This window comes from Streptomyces sp. NBC_00376, from assembly GCF_036077095.1.
Taxonomy (GTDB): Bacteria; Actinomycetota; Actinomycetes; order Streptomycetales; family Streptomycetaceae; genus Streptomyces.
In genome coordinates, this window is the sequence record NZ_CP107960.1 from 7613231 (window position 1) to 7627522 (window position 14292).

The 14292-nt window shown below is 69.8% G+C and carries 16 protein-coding genes; 5 read left to right on the top strand and 11 right to left on the bottom strand.

Annotated features, from left to right (window positions below; all coding sequences use genetic code 11):
- The first annotated feature begins 32 nt into the window (after window positions 1–32).
- The 3 genes from OG842_RS34170 to OG842_RS34180 all read left to right on the top strand — a co-directional run bounded on the left by OG842_RS34170 (window position 33) and on the right by OG842_RS34180 (window position 2246).
- On the top strand, window positions 33–971 hold the full coding sequence (locus tag OG842_RS34170) for an ABC transporter ATP-binding protein (protein WP_266735361.1): 939 nt from the start codon (window positions 33–35) through the stop codon (window positions 969–971).
- 2 nt (window positions 972–973) lie between these two features.
- Complete coding sequence (locus OG842_RS34175) at window positions 974–1711, top strand: ABC transporter permease (protein WP_266735360.1); 738 nt, start codon at window positions 974–976, stop codon at window positions 1709–1711.
- Between the two features lie 97 nt (window positions 1712–1808).
- Complete coding sequence (locus OG842_RS34180; RefSeq protein ID WP_266735358.1) at window positions 1809–2246, top strand: hypothetical protein; 438 nt, start codon at window positions 1809–1811, stop codon at window positions 2244–2246.
- 108 nt (window positions 2247–2354) lie between these two features.
- On the opposite strand, the gene mug is transcribed toward OG842_RS34180, so the two are convergent.
- The 7 genes from mug to OG842_RS34215 form a co-directional block, all read right to left on the bottom strand.
- Window positions 2355–2999, bottom strand: a complete 645-nt coding sequence (mug, locus tag OG842_RS34185; protein ID WP_266735356.1) for a G/U mismatch-specific DNA glycosylase — start codon at window positions 2997–2999, stop codon at window positions 2355–2357.
- A gap of 19 nt (window positions 3000–3018) precedes the next feature.
- Window positions 3019–4461: an adenylosuccinate lyase gene (purB, locus tag OG842_RS34190; protein ID WP_266735354.1), complete on the bottom strand. Its 1443-nt coding sequence runs from the start codon at window positions 4459–4461 to the stop codon at window positions 3019–3021.
- A 59-nt stretch (window positions 4462–4520) separates the two neighbouring features.
- The gene (locus OG842_RS34195; RefSeq protein WP_266735352.1) at window positions 4521–5369 is read right to left on the bottom strand and encodes an SGNH/GDSL hydrolase family protein; all 849 of its coding nucleotides are present in this window, start codon (window positions 5367–5369) and stop codon (window positions 4521–4523) included.
- Between the two features lie 129 nt (window positions 5370–5498).
- The gene (locus OG842_RS34200; RefSeq protein WP_266735351.1) at window positions 5499–6518 is read right to left on the bottom strand and encodes a hemolysin family protein; all 1020 of its coding nucleotides are present in this window, start codon (window positions 6516–6518) and stop codon (window positions 5499–5501) included.
- Window positions 6515–7852, bottom strand: coding sequence for a hemolysin family protein (locus OG842_RS34205; RefSeq protein ID WP_266735349.1), 1338 nt, complete (start codon window positions 7850–7852; stop codon window positions 6515–6517). The genes OG842_RS34200 and OG842_RS34205 overlap by 4 nt, the downstream gene beginning before the upstream one ends.
- A gap of 172 nt (window positions 7853–8024) precedes the next feature.
- Window positions 8025–8450 (bottom strand): GNAT family N-acetyltransferase, encoded by a 426-nt coding sequence (locus tag OG842_RS34210; protein ID WP_266735347.1) that lies wholly within the window; start codon window positions 8448–8450, stop codon window positions 8025–8027.
- 140 nt (window positions 8451–8590) lie between these two features.
- Window positions 8591–9106 (bottom strand): transglycosylase SLT domain-containing protein, encoded by a 516-nt coding sequence (locus OG842_RS34215; RefSeq protein ID WP_266727096.1) that lies wholly within the window; start codon window positions 9104–9106, stop codon window positions 8591–8593.
- Window positions 9107–9509: 403 nt separating this feature from the next.
- On the opposite strand from OG842_RS34215, the gene OG842_RS34220 reads away from it, so the two are divergent.
- Together OG842_RS34220 and OG842_RS34225 are read left to right on the top strand one after the other, a co-directional pair.
- Complete coding sequence (locus OG842_RS34220; RefSeq protein ID WP_089114466.1) at window positions 9510–9737, top strand: antitoxin; 228 nt, start codon at window positions 9510–9512, stop codon at window positions 9735–9737.
- Entirely contained in the window at window positions 9734–10105 is a 372-nt protein-coding gene (locus OG842_RS34225) for a fic family toxin-antitoxin system, toxin component (RefSeq protein WP_093551070.1), read from the top strand. The genes OG842_RS34220 and OG842_RS34225 overlap by 4 nt, the downstream gene beginning before the upstream one ends.
- Before the next feature lie 159 nt (window positions 10106–10264).
- On the opposite strand, the gene OG842_RS34230 is transcribed toward OG842_RS34225, so the two are convergent.
- From OG842_RS34230 to bioB, 4 genes are all read right to left on the bottom strand, one after another.
- The gene (locus tag OG842_RS34230) at window positions 10265–10942 is read right to left on the bottom strand and encodes a class I SAM-dependent methyltransferase (protein WP_266735344.1); all 678 of its coding nucleotides are present in this window, start codon (window positions 10940–10942) and stop codon (window positions 10265–10267) included.
- A gap of 78 nt (window positions 10943–11020) precedes the next feature.
- On the bottom strand, window positions 11021–11710 hold the full coding sequence (bioD, locus tag OG842_RS34235; protein ID WP_266735342.1) for a dethiobiotin synthase: 690 nt from the start codon (window positions 11708–11710) through the stop codon (window positions 11021–11023).
- A 1-nt stretch (window position 11711) separates the two neighbouring features.
- Complete coding sequence (locus tag OG842_RS34240; protein WP_266735340.1) at window positions 11712–13016, bottom strand: adenosylmethionine--8-amino-7-oxononanoate transaminase; 1305 nt, start codon at window positions 13014–13016, stop codon at window positions 11712–11714.
- Window positions 13009–14175, bottom strand: coding sequence for a biotin synthase BioB (gene bioB / locus OG842_RS34245; protein ID WP_266735338.1), 1167 nt, complete (start codon window positions 14173–14175; stop codon window positions 13009–13011). Before bioB ends, OG842_RS34240 begins: the two co-directional genes overlap by 8 nt.
- Between the last annotated feature and the right edge of the window lie 117 nt (window positions 14176–14292).

A 14292-nucleotide genomic window follows, 5' to 3' on the forward strand; every position in this document is an offset into this window, starting at 1 on the left:
GGGGCCCCGGACGCGACGGCGAGGCTGAGGACATGACCAGCATCGACGTCCACGAGCTCACCAAGACATACGGCACGACCCGTGCCGTGGACAACCTCACGTTCAGCGTGCGCCCGGGGCGCGTCACCGGCTTCCTCGGCCCCAACGGCGCGGGCAAGTCCACCACCATGCGACTCGTCCTCGGCCTCGACCGGCCCACCGGCGGCAAGGCCACGATCGGCGGGCAGCCCTACGCTGCGCTCAGCGATCCGCTGCGTCGGGTCGGCGCCCTGCTGGACGCTCAGGCCGCCCATGGCTCGCGCACCGCGCGGAACCACTTGCTCGCCCTGGCGGTCAGCAACGGCCTCGGTGCGCGCAGGGTCGAGGAGGTCCTGGAAGAGGCAGGCCTCACCGAGGTCGGCGGAACCCGGATCAAGACCTTATCACTCGGCATGCGACAGCGGCTGGGCATAGCGGCCGCCCTGCTGGGCGATCCGGAGGTCGTGATGCTGGACGAGCCGTCCAACGGTCTCGATCCGGAAGGCATCATCTGGGTCCGGGAGCTGATGAAGCGACTCGCCCGCGAGGGACGCACGGTCCTGGTCTCCAGCCATCTGATGAACGAGACCTCGTCGTTCGCCGATCACCTCGTGATCCTCGGCCGGGGCCGGCTCCTCGCCGACCTGCCGATGCAGGACTTCCTGGACTCCCGCAGCAAGCCTCGCGCACGGATGCGGACGACCGAATCCACGCGGCTGCGCGATGTCCTCATCCGCAAGGGATATGACCCCGCGCAGGGCGAGGACGGCTCATGGACCATCGAGGGCGCGAAGGCAGGGGAGGTCGGTGCGATAGCCGCCGCCGAAGGCATTCCTGTCCTTGAACTCGTCGATGAGCAGGCCACGTTGGAACAGGCCTACCTCGACCTCACTGCCGACGCAACGGAATTCGCATCGGCGTCGACCTCATCCGCCAACCGTCAGGAGGCCTGACCATGTCGACCATCGCAGTACTGCGTTCCGAGTGGATCAAGATCAGATCGGTCCGGTCCGTCACGGGATCCTTGATATCCGTCCTCGCCGTGACACTTGCGGTCACCCTGCTCGCGTTCTCCACGGTCGGCCAGGCCGAGGCGGACAATGTCGACGCCGAGCCGGTCTTCGACGCCTTCTACGCGCTGAACTTCGGCCAGATCGCGGCCATCAGCTTCGGAGCGACCGCGATCTCGTCCGAGTACCTCAATGGAGCCCTGCGGATATCGCTCGCCGCCGTGCCACGCCGCAACCTCTTCTACGCTGCCAAGATCGCCCTCGTCGGCGCGCCGGCACTCGTCGTCGGCCTCGTCACCAGCTTCGGCGCCTTCCTGGTGGGACAGTTGTTCATGGGCGAGTACGCGATCGACCTGGGCGAGCCGGGCGCGCTGCGGGCGGCCTTCGGGGGCGGGATCTATCTGGCACTGATGGCCCTGTTCGCCGCCGGACTGGCCGTGGTGCTGCGCAGCGCCGTAGCCGTGCTCAGCCTGCTCATCCCGTTCGTCCTCATAGTCTCCTTCGTGGTCGGTGATGTCGCAGGCGGAGTCGCGCAGTATCTGCCGGACCGGGCGGGCCAGTTGGTGCTCCACCAGAACCCCGAGGGAAGTCTCGGACCGTGGGGCGGGCTCGCGGTGACTGCGGCCTGGGCGGCGGCTGCCCTCCTGGCGGGCTGGTGGGCGCTCCGGCGCAGGGACGCGTAGCCGGTTGCCACGATTCAATACGGCTCAGGGCGGCTGAAAGCACCTCAAAGGCCATGGCGAGGAACTGCTTGTCAGTGCTGCACGGTTTACTGGCGGCATGACCACCGCACATCACCTCCGCCTCATCGACGCGATGCGCACCTCGGGCTTTCCCACGGAGCGCATCCGGTCAGGCTCGGGAGTCAGCGGGCCCGGCTACCACACGGCGTCCCTGCACGCGGACGTCGATCACTGGGACGACGACGAGGTGCGGCGACTGGAACACCGGGCCCAGTGCCTCGCGGAGCATGACGCCCTGCTGACACTGCTCGCGGGTCGCTGGGGTGAGCCGCAGGCGATCAGCCTGTGGAGTGCACAGGAGCGGATGATCGCCGGCGAGGAGATACCGGAGGCATGGGCCGATACGGTTGCGGGCTGCGAGTTTCTCCAGCTTTGGAGGATCGAGGAGCGGTGGATCGGCATCGGGCTCTACCTGGAGGAGGAAGGGCCGGGGTGTGAGTTGAACGTCGTGGTGACGGAGATCGATCCGCCGTGACCCGGGCAGGCGGTCGGCCGGCGGTCGGCCGGTCGGAACGACGTTCGGGGAGACGTTCGGCGCGGATGGGACCAGGTGCCGGGAACGGAGGCTGTGGCGCCAGGCGTGTCAGGTGGCTTGCGTGGGATCGGAGAGATCGCCGGGACCGGCAGGATCGACCGCATTGGCAGGGGCCGCGGGATTGGCGGGGACAGCGGGGAAAGCGGGGTCGGCGGTGTTGTGGTTGACGCAGGCGAGGAGGCGGCCGTACTCCTCCGCCATTGTCTGAGCGGTCCAGTGGGCGTTGAGGCCGCTGGGGTTGGGCAGGGCCCAGATGCGCGCGCCGCCGATTGCGTGGTCCTGCGGGCCGATCCGTGCGGTACGCCTGCCGAAGGCCGTTCGGTACGCCGTGATCCCTACGACCGCCAGCCACTGCGGTCGCAGCAGTTCCACCTTGGCTGCCAGGATCTGACCGCCCTCGCGGAATTCCTCGGCGGTGAGCTCGTCCGCCCGGGCGGTGGCCCTCGCGACCACATTGGTGATCCCGAGGCCGTATCGCAGTAGTTCGCTCTGTTCGGCCGGCTTCAACTGCCGCGGTGTGAAGCCCGACCGATGGAGTACCGGCCAGAACCGGTTGCCGGGGTGGGCGAAGTGGTGGCCCGTCGCCCCCGTCATCAGGCTCGGGTTGATCCCGCAGAACAGCACACGCAGGCCGCCCGCGACCACATCGGGAACGGTGCGGTCGCGGGCGGCCTGGAGCTCTTCGGGTGTCATCCGGCTGTGGTCGTGGCCGTCAGAGGATGGAGCCCGGCGTGTATGCGGCGGCCTCGGGGTGCTGCTTGGCGATCTCCTCGATGCGGGAGACCAGCGCCGTGACCTGGTCGCCCGCGGCCCCCGTGAAGGAGAGCTTGTCGGCCATCAGCGCGTCGAGCTGCGCGCGGTCCAGCGGGATGCGGTCGTCGGCGGCCAGCTTGTCGAGCAGCTCATTGCGCTCGGCGCCCTGCTCGCGCATGGCCAGGGCCGAGGCGACCGCGTTCTCCTTGATCGCCTCGTGGGCGACCTCACGGCCGACACCCGCGCGCACCGCACCCATCAGGACCTTGGTCGTAGCGAGGAACGGGAGGTAGCGATCCAGCTCACGGGCGACGACTGCCGGGAACGCCCCGAACTCGTCGAGCACCGTCAGGAACGTCTCCAGCAGACCGTCGAACGCGAAGAAGGCGTCCGGGAGTGCCACCCGGCGGACCACGGAGCAGGACACGTCGCCCTCGTTCCACTGGTCGCCCGCCAGCTCACCGGTCATCGACGCGTATCCGCGCAGGATCACCATCAGGCCGTTGACCCGCTCGCAGGACCGCGTGTTCATCTTGTGCGGCATCGCGGACGAGCCGACCTGACCAGGCTTGAAGCCCTCGGTCACCAGCTCGTGCCCGGCCATCAGACGGATCGTCTTGGCGACCGACGACGGGGCCGCGGCCAGCTGGACCAGCGCCGTCACCACGTCGTAGTCGAGCGAGCGCGGATAGACCTGGCCGACCGAGGTGAAGGCCTGGGAGAAGCCGAGGTGTGCGGCGATGCGCTGTTCGAGGTCGGCGAGCTTCCCGGCGTCGCCGCCCAGCAGGTCGAGCATGTCCTGCGCCGTGCCGACGGGGCCCTTGATGCCCCGCAGCGGGTAGCGGTCCAGCAGGTCCTCGAGCCGTCCGTAGGCCACCAGCAGCTCGTCGGCCGCGGTCGCGAACCGCTTGCCGAGGGTGGTCGCCTGCGCGGCGACGTTGTGGGAGCGGCCGGCCATGACCAGCTCGCGGTACTCGCCCGACAGCTTGCCGAGCCGGGCCAGGACCGCCACCGTGCGGTCGCGCATCAGCTCCAGGGAGAGCCGGATCTGCAGCTGCTCGACGTTCTCCGTGAGGTCCCGGGACGTCATGCCCTTGTGGACCTGCTCGTGGCCAGCGAGGGCGTTGAATTCCTCGATCCGGGCCTTGACGTCGTGCCGGGTGACCTTCTCGCGCTCGGCGATCGAGGCAAGGTCCACCTGGTCGATGACACGTTCGTAATCGGCGAGCGCGGCGTCCGGAACCTCGATCCCGAGGTCCTTCTGAGCGCGCAGCACCGCCAGCCACAGCTGGCGTTCCAGCTTCACCTTCTGCTCGGGGGACCAGAGGACGGCCAGCTCCGTGGAGGCGTAGCGGCCGGCCAGGACATTGGGGATGCGAGGCTTCGCAGACACAGCAGTCACGTGTCCGGATTCTACTGGTGGTTTGTGCAGGCCAGCGCCGCGGTCCGGTTTGTGGGTTGCTACGAGAGCGGTGCCGAGTCGATCCTGCGCCAGGTCGCCACGGGGCCGGGGGCGCCGTTGTCCTCGGGGGTGACCCAGAACGCCCGGCCCAGTTCGGCGCTGTACTGGGCGCCTGTCCGGCCGTCGCCGGACGAGCGGCCGGTCAGGCGGCGGCCGATCCATGGCATCAGGTGCTCGCGGGCGAAGCGGAGGTCGTCGACCCGCCGCCTGGCCCACCTGGGCGGTACGGCGGTCGGCAGGGGCGTGCGCCAGTCGTGCTCCGGAGGCAGTCCCAGCGTCTGCCAGACCGCCTCGGCGACCCTGGTGTGCCCGTCCGCCGTCAGATGCAGCCGGTCGACGTCCCACATCCGGGGATCACCCAGGGCCGGTGCCCCGTACAGATCGACGACCACTGCTCCGTGCCGGGCAGCCAGATCGTCGACCAGGGCGAACAGCTCCTCCATCCGCGGACGGAAACGCTCCATCACCGGACCGTTGCGCCCCGGGCTGCGCATGAGCACGAGCGTTTCGCACGAGGGTGCCAGTCGCTCCACGGCCTCCTCGAGCCGTCCGCGGACCATGCCCATGTCGCACTTGGGCCGCAGTGTGTCGTTGAGCCCGCCGACGAGTGTGACGACATCCGCCTGCATGGCGGCAGCCACATCGACCTGCTCGTCGACGATCTGGCCGATCAGCTTGCCCCGCACGGCGAGATTCGCGTAGCGGAATCCCGGCGTGCGGGCGGCGAGCCGTCCGGCGAGGACGTCGGCCCAGCCGCGGTACGAACCGTCGGGCAGCAGGTCCGACATGCCCTCGGTGAACGAGTCGCCGACCGCGACAAGACTGTTGTAGGAGGCATTTGTTTCCATGGCGATGCGATCGTATCGCGGCGGGTCCGGCCACTCCCGGGGGCCGGAACGGGCCGGAAGTGGCCGGTACGGGCCGGACGGGAACGGAAGAGGCCGCGGCCGGAGTCCCGTGCCGCGGCCCCACATCGGTCAGCGCGCCTTCGGGCGCCCCACCAGCTCGCGGAGCACGTCCTCCATGGTGACCATTCCGGCCAGCCGGTCGTCCTCGTCGAGCACCGCCGCCAGGTGCGTACGGCTGCGTCGCAGCGCGGTCAGGGCGTCGTCGAGCGGTGTGCCGGCCCGGACCCGCGCGATCGGGCGCATCGCCGTCACCGGGAAGGGCACATCGCGCGGCGTGGCATCGAGGGCGTCCTTCACATGGAGGTAGCCCAGGATCCGCTCCTCGCTGTCCATCACGGGGAAGCGCGAGAAGCCGGTCTCGTTCGAGAGCCGCTCCAGCTGCTCCGGCGTGGTCCCGACCCTGGCATACACGACCCGGTCCACCGGCATCACCACATCACGCACCGGACGACGGCCCAGCTCCAGCGCGTGGCGCAGTCGCTCGGCCGAGCGGTCGTCGACCAGCCCGGCGTCGCCCGAGTCCGTCACCAGTCGGGCCAGTTCGTCGTCGGAGAACGTGGCGGACACCTCGTCCTTCGTCTCGACCCGCAGGATCTTGAGCAGCGCGTTGGCGAAGGCGTTGATCGCGAAGATCACCGGGCGCAGCGCCCTGGCGAGGGCCACCAGCGGCGGTCCGAGCAGCAGCGCGGCGCGTACGGGCTCGGCCAGGGCGATGTTCTTCGGCACCATCTCGCCGAGGAGCATGTGCAGATACGTCGCCACGGACAGCGCGATCACGAACGAGATCGGATGGATCAGTCCGTGCGGCACGCCCACCGCGTCGAACACCGGCTCCAGCAGGTGCGCGAAGGCCGGCTCGGCGACGATACCGAGCACCAGCGTGCAGAGGGTGATGCCCAGCTGCGCGGCTGCGAGCAGCGCCGATACGTGTTCGAGGCCCCAGATGACGCTGCGCGCCCGCCGGTTCCCGGCCTCGGCCTCGGGCTCGATCTGACTGCGGCGTACGGAGATCAGCGCGAACTCAGCCCCGACGAAGAAGGCATTGACGACCAGGGTCATCAGTCCGATGAAGAGCTGGACGGCGATCACCGTGCTTCCTCCGTCTGATCGTCGTCGCCGGGGAGCGGCGCGTGCAGCAGGGCCCGCGCGGCGCGGCGTCCGGATGCGTCGACCACGTCGATCCGCCAGTCCGCCAGCTCGACCGTGTCACCCACTGCGGGGATGCGGCCGACCTCGGTGGCGATGAGCCCGGCAAGCGTCTCGTAAGGCCCGTCCGGCACCCGCAGTCCGATCGTCTTCAGCTGGTCGATGCGTGCGGCGCCGTCGGCCGACCACAGGGTCCGCCCGTCGGCGTCCTCGCCGGCCGGTGCGAGGTCCGCGGTCTCGTGCGGGTCGTGCTCGTCGCGCACCTCACCGACCACTTCCTCGACGATGTCCTCCAGCGTCACGACGCCCGCCGTGCCGCCGTACTCGTCGATGACGACGGCCATGGCGAGCTTGCCCGACAACCGGTCCAGGAGTCGGTCCACCGTGAGCGTCTCCGGCACGAGCAGGGGTTCGCGCAGCATCTCCGACACGCGGGTACGGGACCGCTGCTCGGCCGGGATGGCCAGCACGTCCTTGATGTGCGCCACACCGACGACGGTGTCCAGGCTGCCGAGGTAGACGGGGAAACGTGACAGGCCCGTCGCCCGGGTGGCGTTCGCGACGTCCTCGGCGGTCGCCTGCGCCTCCAGCGCGGTGACCTGGACCCGGGGGGTCATCACGTTCTCCGCCGTCAGTTCGGCCAGGTTCAGCGTGCGGACGAACAGCTCCGCCGTGTCGGCCTCCAGCGCACCTTCCTTCGCGCTGTGCCGGGCCAGCGCCGCCAGCTCCTGCGGGCTTCGCGCGGAGGCCAGTTCCTCGGCCGGTTCGAGGCCGAAGCGGCGCACGATCCGGTTGGCGGTGTTGTTGAGGTGGCTGATGAAGGGGCGGAAGACGGCGGTGAAGGCCCGCTGCGGGGTGGCCACGGTCTTCGCCACGGCGAGCGGGGAGGAGATCGCCCAGTTCTTCGGGACCAGTTCACCGACGATCATCAGGAACACGGTTGACAGCGCCGTTCCCAGCACCAGGGCCACCGAGGACGCAACGCTCGGCGAGAGGCCGACCGCCTCCACCGGACCGCGGATCAGCTTCGCGATGGACGGTTCGGAGAGCATGCCGACCACCAGGTTGGTGACGGTGATGCCGAGCTGCGCGCCGGAGAGCTGGAAGGTGAGGCTGCGTACGGCCTTCATGGCGCTCGCTGCGCCCCGCTCGCCCCGCTCGACGGCGCGTTCGAGCTGTCCGCGCTCGACCGTCGTCAGAGAGAACTCGGCCGCGACGAAGGCGCCGCAGGCCAGCGAGAGCAGTACCGCCACGAGCAGTAGAAGCACTTCGGTCATCGGTTCACCTCCGTCCCATGATCGGGCAGGGACAGGAGGATCGCTCGGTGCCGGCGATATCGACTACTGGGAGGCTCGCCCATGGACGGACGCTCACACCTTTCGGAAGGATCGGACAGGAGGACACCATAGTAAAGGGTCGGCAAAGTCAGCCGTTTTAAAGGTGATCCTCTCAGTCGCTGAGCGGCTTCACCCAGCGCCGCCAGTGGTCCTCGCGGTGGTAGCCGCTCGCGGCCCAGGCGTGGTGTGCCCGTTCGTTGGCCTCGAGAACCATGGCGTCGACCCGTCGCCCGCCAAGGGCGAGGAATCGCTGTTCCGCCGCTTCCATCAGGGCGGTGGCGACCCCTTGCCGGCGGCAGTCGGGGTGCACGGCCAGCCGGTATGCGGAGCACCGCCAGCCGTCGAAACCGGCGATGACGGTTCCCACGAGGCGGCCGTCACGGGCCGCCAGCAGCAGGGCTTCGGGGTCTGTCGAAATGAGCCGGGCCACTCCGTCGTGGTCGTCGCTGATGCTCGTTCCCTCCGCGGCCTCGCGCCAGAAGCGCAACACGGTGTCGATGTCGGGGAGGCCGGCGTGGCGTATGCGGAGATCACTCATGGGGCGAGCCAAGCAGAGCGCGGATCCGTTCGGCGAATGATTTCGCCATCGGGAGGCGGTGCGACGACTCGGCGATTCCGTGACTCCGCGGATCGGCGATTCCGCGGCTCAATGATTCGGTGACTCGGTGAACCCACGGCTCAGTAGGCGGAGTTGACGTTGTCGATGGATCCGTAGCGGTCGGCGGCGTAGTTGGCGGCCGCGGTGATGTTGGCGACGGGGTCGGTGAGGCTGCTGGCGGTGCCGGCGACGTGGTAGGCGCTGAAGGTGGGCTGGATGACCTGGAGCAGGCCCTTGGAGGGGGTGCCCTTCTGGGCGTTGACGTCCCAGCCGTTCTGGGCGTTGGGGTTGCCGCTGGACTCGCGCATGATGTTGCGGTGCAGGCCTTCGTAGGTGCCGGGGATGCCCTTGGCCTTCATGATGGCGAGGGATTCCTTGATCCAGCCGTCCAGGTTGTTGGCGTAGCCGCTGTTGCCCTGGGTGTCGCCGGTGGTGGTGGCCTTGGCGACGGCGGGGGTGGTGGGCTGCTTGGTCTCGGCGGCGTGTGCGGAGGTGGAGGTGAGGGTGAGGGCGGCTGCCGCGGCGGCGGTGGTGGCCAGGGCGGTGACGGACAGGTTGCGCAGGCGGCTGGTGCGGTTCAGGGCGTGGGTGGTCATGCGGAAGTGACTCTCCTTGGTGAGGGGGTGTGCCGTCCGGGGTGGGTGGCGGCGTGCGGGGCGGGGGCCCTGCGTGGTCCGGCGGGTGGTCCGTCCGGGCCGGTCGCGGTGGACTGCGACGAGAACCATGGTTAGCGGCGGCCGGGACGGGGGTCAATGATGTGACGTACTACCCCAATACGGAGGAATGTCCGAAATGAACCACTCTGGACCGTTTTCGCGCTGCTTGGGACGGCCCTGTTTCTACTATCCGACCTAGGATGTGACGTGGCCCCTATGGGTGGCATCACATCCACAGAGTCATTTCGAGGGTTTAGGCGGGCGTTTTCTGCGTGCCGTCCCGCGCACTGGTGCCGGTGCACTTCTCTTGCCGGTGCTAGCGCAAGCGCGCTAGCGTGTTGGTGTGCCCAAGACTCAGCTGAACGTGAGAGTGGACGAGGCCACCGCCGAGGCCGCGCGACAGCGTGCGTTGCAGAGGGGGATGAGCGTGAACCGCTACATCGAGGAACTCGTGCGGCAGGACGCGGGCGAGGTCGGCCACACATTCGTCGAAGCCGCAGCCGACTTCATGAAGCAGTACGAGTCGGTGTTCGCCGAAGAGTTCGGCCCGGAGCGCGAAGGCACGCGTTGAACCTCCAGATCGACCTTTCCTGGCTGCTCATGGTGGCCGAGCACAAGACCCCCGGTGACCCCCAGGTGGTCGACTGGGGTGCGCTCGTGGCCGCCGTGGCCCGCCATGAGGCCGAGATCTTCGGCAGCCCCGTCTACAGCGACCCGCATTCCCGGGCCGCCGCTCTCCTGCAGTTGCTGCTCCATGTCCCCGCGCTCGAACACTCCAACGCGATGTTCTCCTCGGCCGTCGCGTACGGCTATCTCGTCGCCTCCGGACTCAAGGTCATCACCTCGCCCGAGCAGGTGCGTGATCTGGCCCGGCTGGTGAAGGAGGGCAAGGCCGACGTCCGGGCCATCGCCGACGAACTCCGCCAGTGGAGCCTGTGACCGTCCCGGCAGTGGAGCCCACGACAGCCCCTCGCCGGAGGAGCCGGTAGTCCCGCGCCGGAGAAGCCGGTGACCGCCCCGGCAGCGGGGTGAAGCCCGTGACCGCCCCGGCGACACGGCGGCCGTGGACCGATCCGCGTGCAACAGTGGACCGGCGCGTCAGGCCGCCACGTCCGGGCGGCGCGCCACGCCCAGCACGCATGTCGACGTGGGCAGCCGGATTCCCCACTCCGGCATCCTGACCCTGCGGTACGTCTCCACCACGAATCCGGCCCTCTCGATGGCACCCAGCGTGTCGCGCCCCGTATGGCAACCGCCCGTCATCAGCGGCCAGACCGTACGGTCCAGCGCTTGCTGCGTCACCGCCATTGCCCGGTCGTCGGCCTGCACATGCTCGAAGAAGCGCAGCTCACCGCCGGGCCGCAGCACCCGCACGATCTCCGCGAGCGAACGCTCCACACTCCGTACGCTGCACAGCACCAGCGAGGCGACCGCCCCGTCGAACGCCTCGCTCTTCACCGGCAGCGCCTCCGCCGCGCCCGGCACCACATCCACCGGGAGCCCGGCGCGCAGCGCCGACCGCACCGCCAGCCGCCGCAGACTGCGCTCGGGCTCGATGGCCACCACCTCCGACACCGCGGGCGGGTAGTGCGCGAAGTTCAGGCCATTGCCCGCGCCTATCTCGATGACCCGGCCGGACATGCCGTCCAACAGCTCCGAGCGCACCGCGGCCAGCCCCGCCTTGGTCTCCGCGACCACGCTCATCCGGGCGTAGAACCGGGCGAAGACGGGATGGTGCACCGCGTCCTGTGGGATTCTCGTGCTGCGCAGACGCATGACGGACCTCCTCGACCGGGCGCTCCGGCAGAAAGTGCGGCTACTTAGATTCTCCCCCGTCCCGCGCCGCTCATCCGCTCATCCGGCGGGCCGATTCCCGCCCAGCTCCGCCGCGAGCCAACTCCCGGCCCGCGCACGGAAGTCGGTGGGCTCCAGCGCTCCCGCACCGGCCGGCACCGCACCCAGCAGCGGGGCACCCGCCACCACGGGGAGGTCCGCCAGATTGCAGCGCGACGCCAGATCCGGCTCGGCGGGCATGCTGCCCACCACCACGCCGAGACACCCCAGCCCCCGGGCCCGCAGCGCCTCCGCGGTCAGCGCGGTGGTGTTGAGCGTGCCCAGACCGGCGGGCGTCACGACCAGTACCGGCGCGTCCAGCAGCCGGGCGGCGTCGGCGAGGGTCGAACCCTCGTCGTCGAACCGTACGAGCAGGCCCCCCGCACCCTCGATCAGCACCAGATCGTGTTCGGTCGCCAGCTTCTGCGCCGCGTCGGCGATCTCGTACGGCCGCACCGGCGGGAGACCAGCCCTGCGGGCGGCCGTTGCGGGAGCCAACGGCTCGGGAAACCGGGCCAGTTCGACCGCGGTGACATGGCCCCCCGCCAACCGTGCCACCTCTGCGGCATCACCGGGTTCGCCGGGGGCCAGCCCCGTCTGCGCCGGCTTGAGCACCGCGACGCCGCGGTCCGCGCACGCCGCCGCCACGGCCGCCGTCACGACCGTCTTGCCGATCTCCGTGCCCGTCCCCGTCACCACCAGAAACGTCATCTCAACCCTCTCGCGCAGCCGCGCACACGGCGCGGCAGATACGTGCCACATCCTCGTCACCGGTCACATACGGCGGCATCGTGTAGACGAGGTCGCGGAACGGCCGCAGCCACACCCCTTCCCGTACCGCCGCCCGGGTCGCGGCCGCCATGTCCACCTCGTGGTCGAGATGTACGACGCCGATCGCACCCAGCACCCGCACGTCCCGTACCCCGGGCAGTTCCGACGCCGGGGCGAGACCCTCCCGCAGCCCCGTGCCGATCCGCTTCACCTCCCGCTCCCAGTCCTGGCCGAGCAGCAGATCGACGGAGGCGCACGCCACCGCGGCGGCGAGCGGATTGCCCATGAACGTCGGTCCGTGCGCGAGCACCGGCACCTCGCCGCTGGAGATGCCCTCCGCCACCCGGGAGGTGCACAGGGTCGCCGCCATCGTCAGATAGCCGCCGGTCAGCGCCTTGCCCACACACATGACATCGGGGGAGACCCCCGCATGCCCGGCGGCGAACAGCTTCCCGGTGCGGCCGAAGCCTGTGGCGATCTCGTCGAACACCAGCAGCACCTCGTGCTCGTCGCACGCCTCGCGCAGCACCCGCAGATACGCGGGGGAGTGGAACCGCATTCCGCCCGCACCCTGCACCACCGGCTCCACGATCACCGCGGCCAGGCGGTCGGCGTGCTCGGCGATCAGCTCCCGCAGGTGCCGTACGTACGCGGGGTCCGGTTCCGCGTCGAAACCTGCCGGGGGCTCGTCCGCGAAGACCTGGCGGGGCAGCACCCCCGACCACAGCTCGTGCATGCCGCCCTCGGGGTCGCAGACCGACATCGGCTGCCAGGTGTCCCCGTGATAGCCGCCGCGCCAGGTGAGCAGCCGCTGCTTGGCGGGCCGCCCGGCCGAGCGCCAGTACTGCAGGCACATCTTGACCGCGACCTCGACGGAGACCGACCCCGAGTCGGAGAGGAAGACGTGCCGCAGTGGCTCCGGAGTGATCTCGACCAGCCGGGTGGCCAGCCGCACGGCGGGCTCATGGGTGAGCCCGCCGAACATCACATGGCTCATCCGGCCCAGCTGATCACGGGCCGCATCGTTGAGCACCGGATGGTTGTAGCCGTGCACCGCCGACCACCAGGACGACATGCCGTCGACCAACTCGCTCTGCCCGTGGGACGGTTCGGCCAGCCTCAGCCGCACCCCGGACGCGGACTCCACGACCAGTGGCTCCTGACGTCCCGGCATCGGGCCGTACGGATGCCAGACGTGGGCCCGGTCCAGGGACCGCAGCTCGGCCGGGGAGAGGGCCTCAGGCATTGGGGGCGAGATCCGTTCCCGCGCCACGACGGCGGACCGCCACCAGATCCGTGCGCGCGGCCGGCACCTCCTGGGCATCGGGCGCGGCCTCCCCGGGCGCGTCACCGCACGGGGCGCAGCCGCCGTCGTGCGAACCGCAGCCGCCGCGGGACTCCGCACGGTGCGCGGGCAGCGTCGTCGTGCCCGCCCCCTCCACCTCGAAACCGGCGTCCGCGATCATGTCCAGGTCCACCTGGCCCGCCTGCCCCTCGCTGGTGAGGTAGTCGCCCAGGAAGATCGAGTTGACCAGGTGCAGGGCCAGCGGCTGCATCGAGCGCAGATGGACCTCGCGCCCGCCCGCGAGCCGTACCTCCACGTCCGGGCAGACGAACCGGACCATCGCCAGAATCCGCAGACAGCGCTGCGGGGTGAGGTTCCACTCCTTTGCCAGCGGGGTTCCCTCGAACGGGATCAGGAAGTTCACCGGCACCGAGTCAGGATCCAGTTCGCGCAGCGAGAAGACGACATCGACCAGGTCGGCGTCGCTCTCGCCCATTCCGGCGATCAGTCCGGAACACGCCGAGAGCCCGGCGGCCTGCGCCTGCTGGACGGTCTCCACCCGGTCCGCGTAGGTGTGGGTGGTGGTGATGTCCCCGTACGTTCCCTCGGACGTGTTGAGGTTGTGGTTGTACGCGTCGGCACCCGCCGAACGCAGCCGGTCGGCCTGTCCGTCGGAGAGCAGACCGAGGCAGGCGCACACCTCGACGCCCTCGTTCTGTTCCTTGATCGCCTCGATGGTCTCCGACACCCGGTCGACATCGCGATCCGTCGGACCGCGGCCGCTCGCCACCAGGCACACCCGCTTGGCGCCGCCCGCCACCCCGGCGGCGGCGGCCTTCGACGCCTCGTCCGGTTTCAGCCAGGTGTACTTGAGGATCCCGGCCTTGGAGCCGAGCCGCTGCGAGCAGTACGAGCAGTCCTCGGGGCAGAGACCGGACTTGAGGTTGACCAGATAGTTCAGCTTCACGCGCCGCCCGAACCACTGACGGCGCACCTTTCCGGCCGCGGCCACCACTTCGAGCAGATCGTCGTCGGAGGTCGCCAGTACGGCGAGGGCTTCTTCGCGGGTCGGCAGCTCGCGCCGCAGCCCCTTGTCCACCAGCGTGTTCAGGAGGTCCATGGTCAAGATCCTGGCCTACGGCACGGCCCGCAGCCAAGGAGGAACCGGACAACAGAGCCCGCCGAGGGTGTGTGTATTGCCACACCATGACCTGTTGCAACCACGGTTAGGGTCTGT

Coding starts and splice junctions, on each gene's coding strand:
- OG842_RS34170 (WP_266735361.1), top strand. CDS start 33: ATGACCAGCATCGACGTCCACGAGCTCACCAAGACATACGGCACGACC.
- OG842_RS34175 (WP_266735360.1), top strand. CDS start 974: ATGTCGACCATCGCAGTACTGCGTTCCGAGTGGATCAAGATCAGATCG.
- OG842_RS34180 (WP_266735358.1), top strand. CDS start 1,809: ATGACCACCGCACATCACCTCCGCCTCATCGACGCGATGCGCACCTCG.
- mug (WP_266735356.1), bottom strand. CDS start 2,999: ATGACACCCGAAGAGCTCCAGGCCGCCCGCGACCGCACCGTTCCCGAT.
- OG842_RS34195 (WP_266735352.1), bottom strand. CDS start 5,369: ATGGAAACAAATGCCTCCTACAACAGTCTTGTCGCGGTCGGCGACTCG.
- OG842_RS34205 (WP_266735349.1), bottom strand. CDS start 7,852: ATGACCGAAGTGCTTCTACTGCTCGTGGCGGTACTGCTCTCGCTGGCC.
- OG842_RS34210 (WP_266735347.1), bottom strand. CDS start 8,450: ATGAGTGATCTCCGCATACGCCACGCCGGCCTCCCCGACATCGACACC.
- OG842_RS34215 (WP_266727096.1), bottom strand. CDS start 9,106: ATGACCACCCACGCCCTGAACCGCACCAGCCGCCTGCGCAACCTGTCC.
- OG842_RS34230 (WP_266735344.1), bottom strand. CDS start 10,942: ATGCGTCTGCGCAGCACGAGAATCCCACAGGACGCGGTGCACCATCCC.
- bioD (WP_266735342.1), bottom strand. CDS start 11,710: ATGACGTTTCTGGTGGTGACGGGGACGGGCACGGAGATCGGCAAGACG.
- OG842_RS34240 (WP_266735340.1), bottom strand. CDS start 13,016: ATGCCTGAGGCCCTCTCCCCGGCCGAGCTGCGGTCCCTGGACCGGGCC.
- bioB (WP_266735338.1), bottom strand. CDS start 14,175: ATGGACCTCCTGAACACGCTGGTGGACAAGGGGCTGCGGCGCGAGCTG.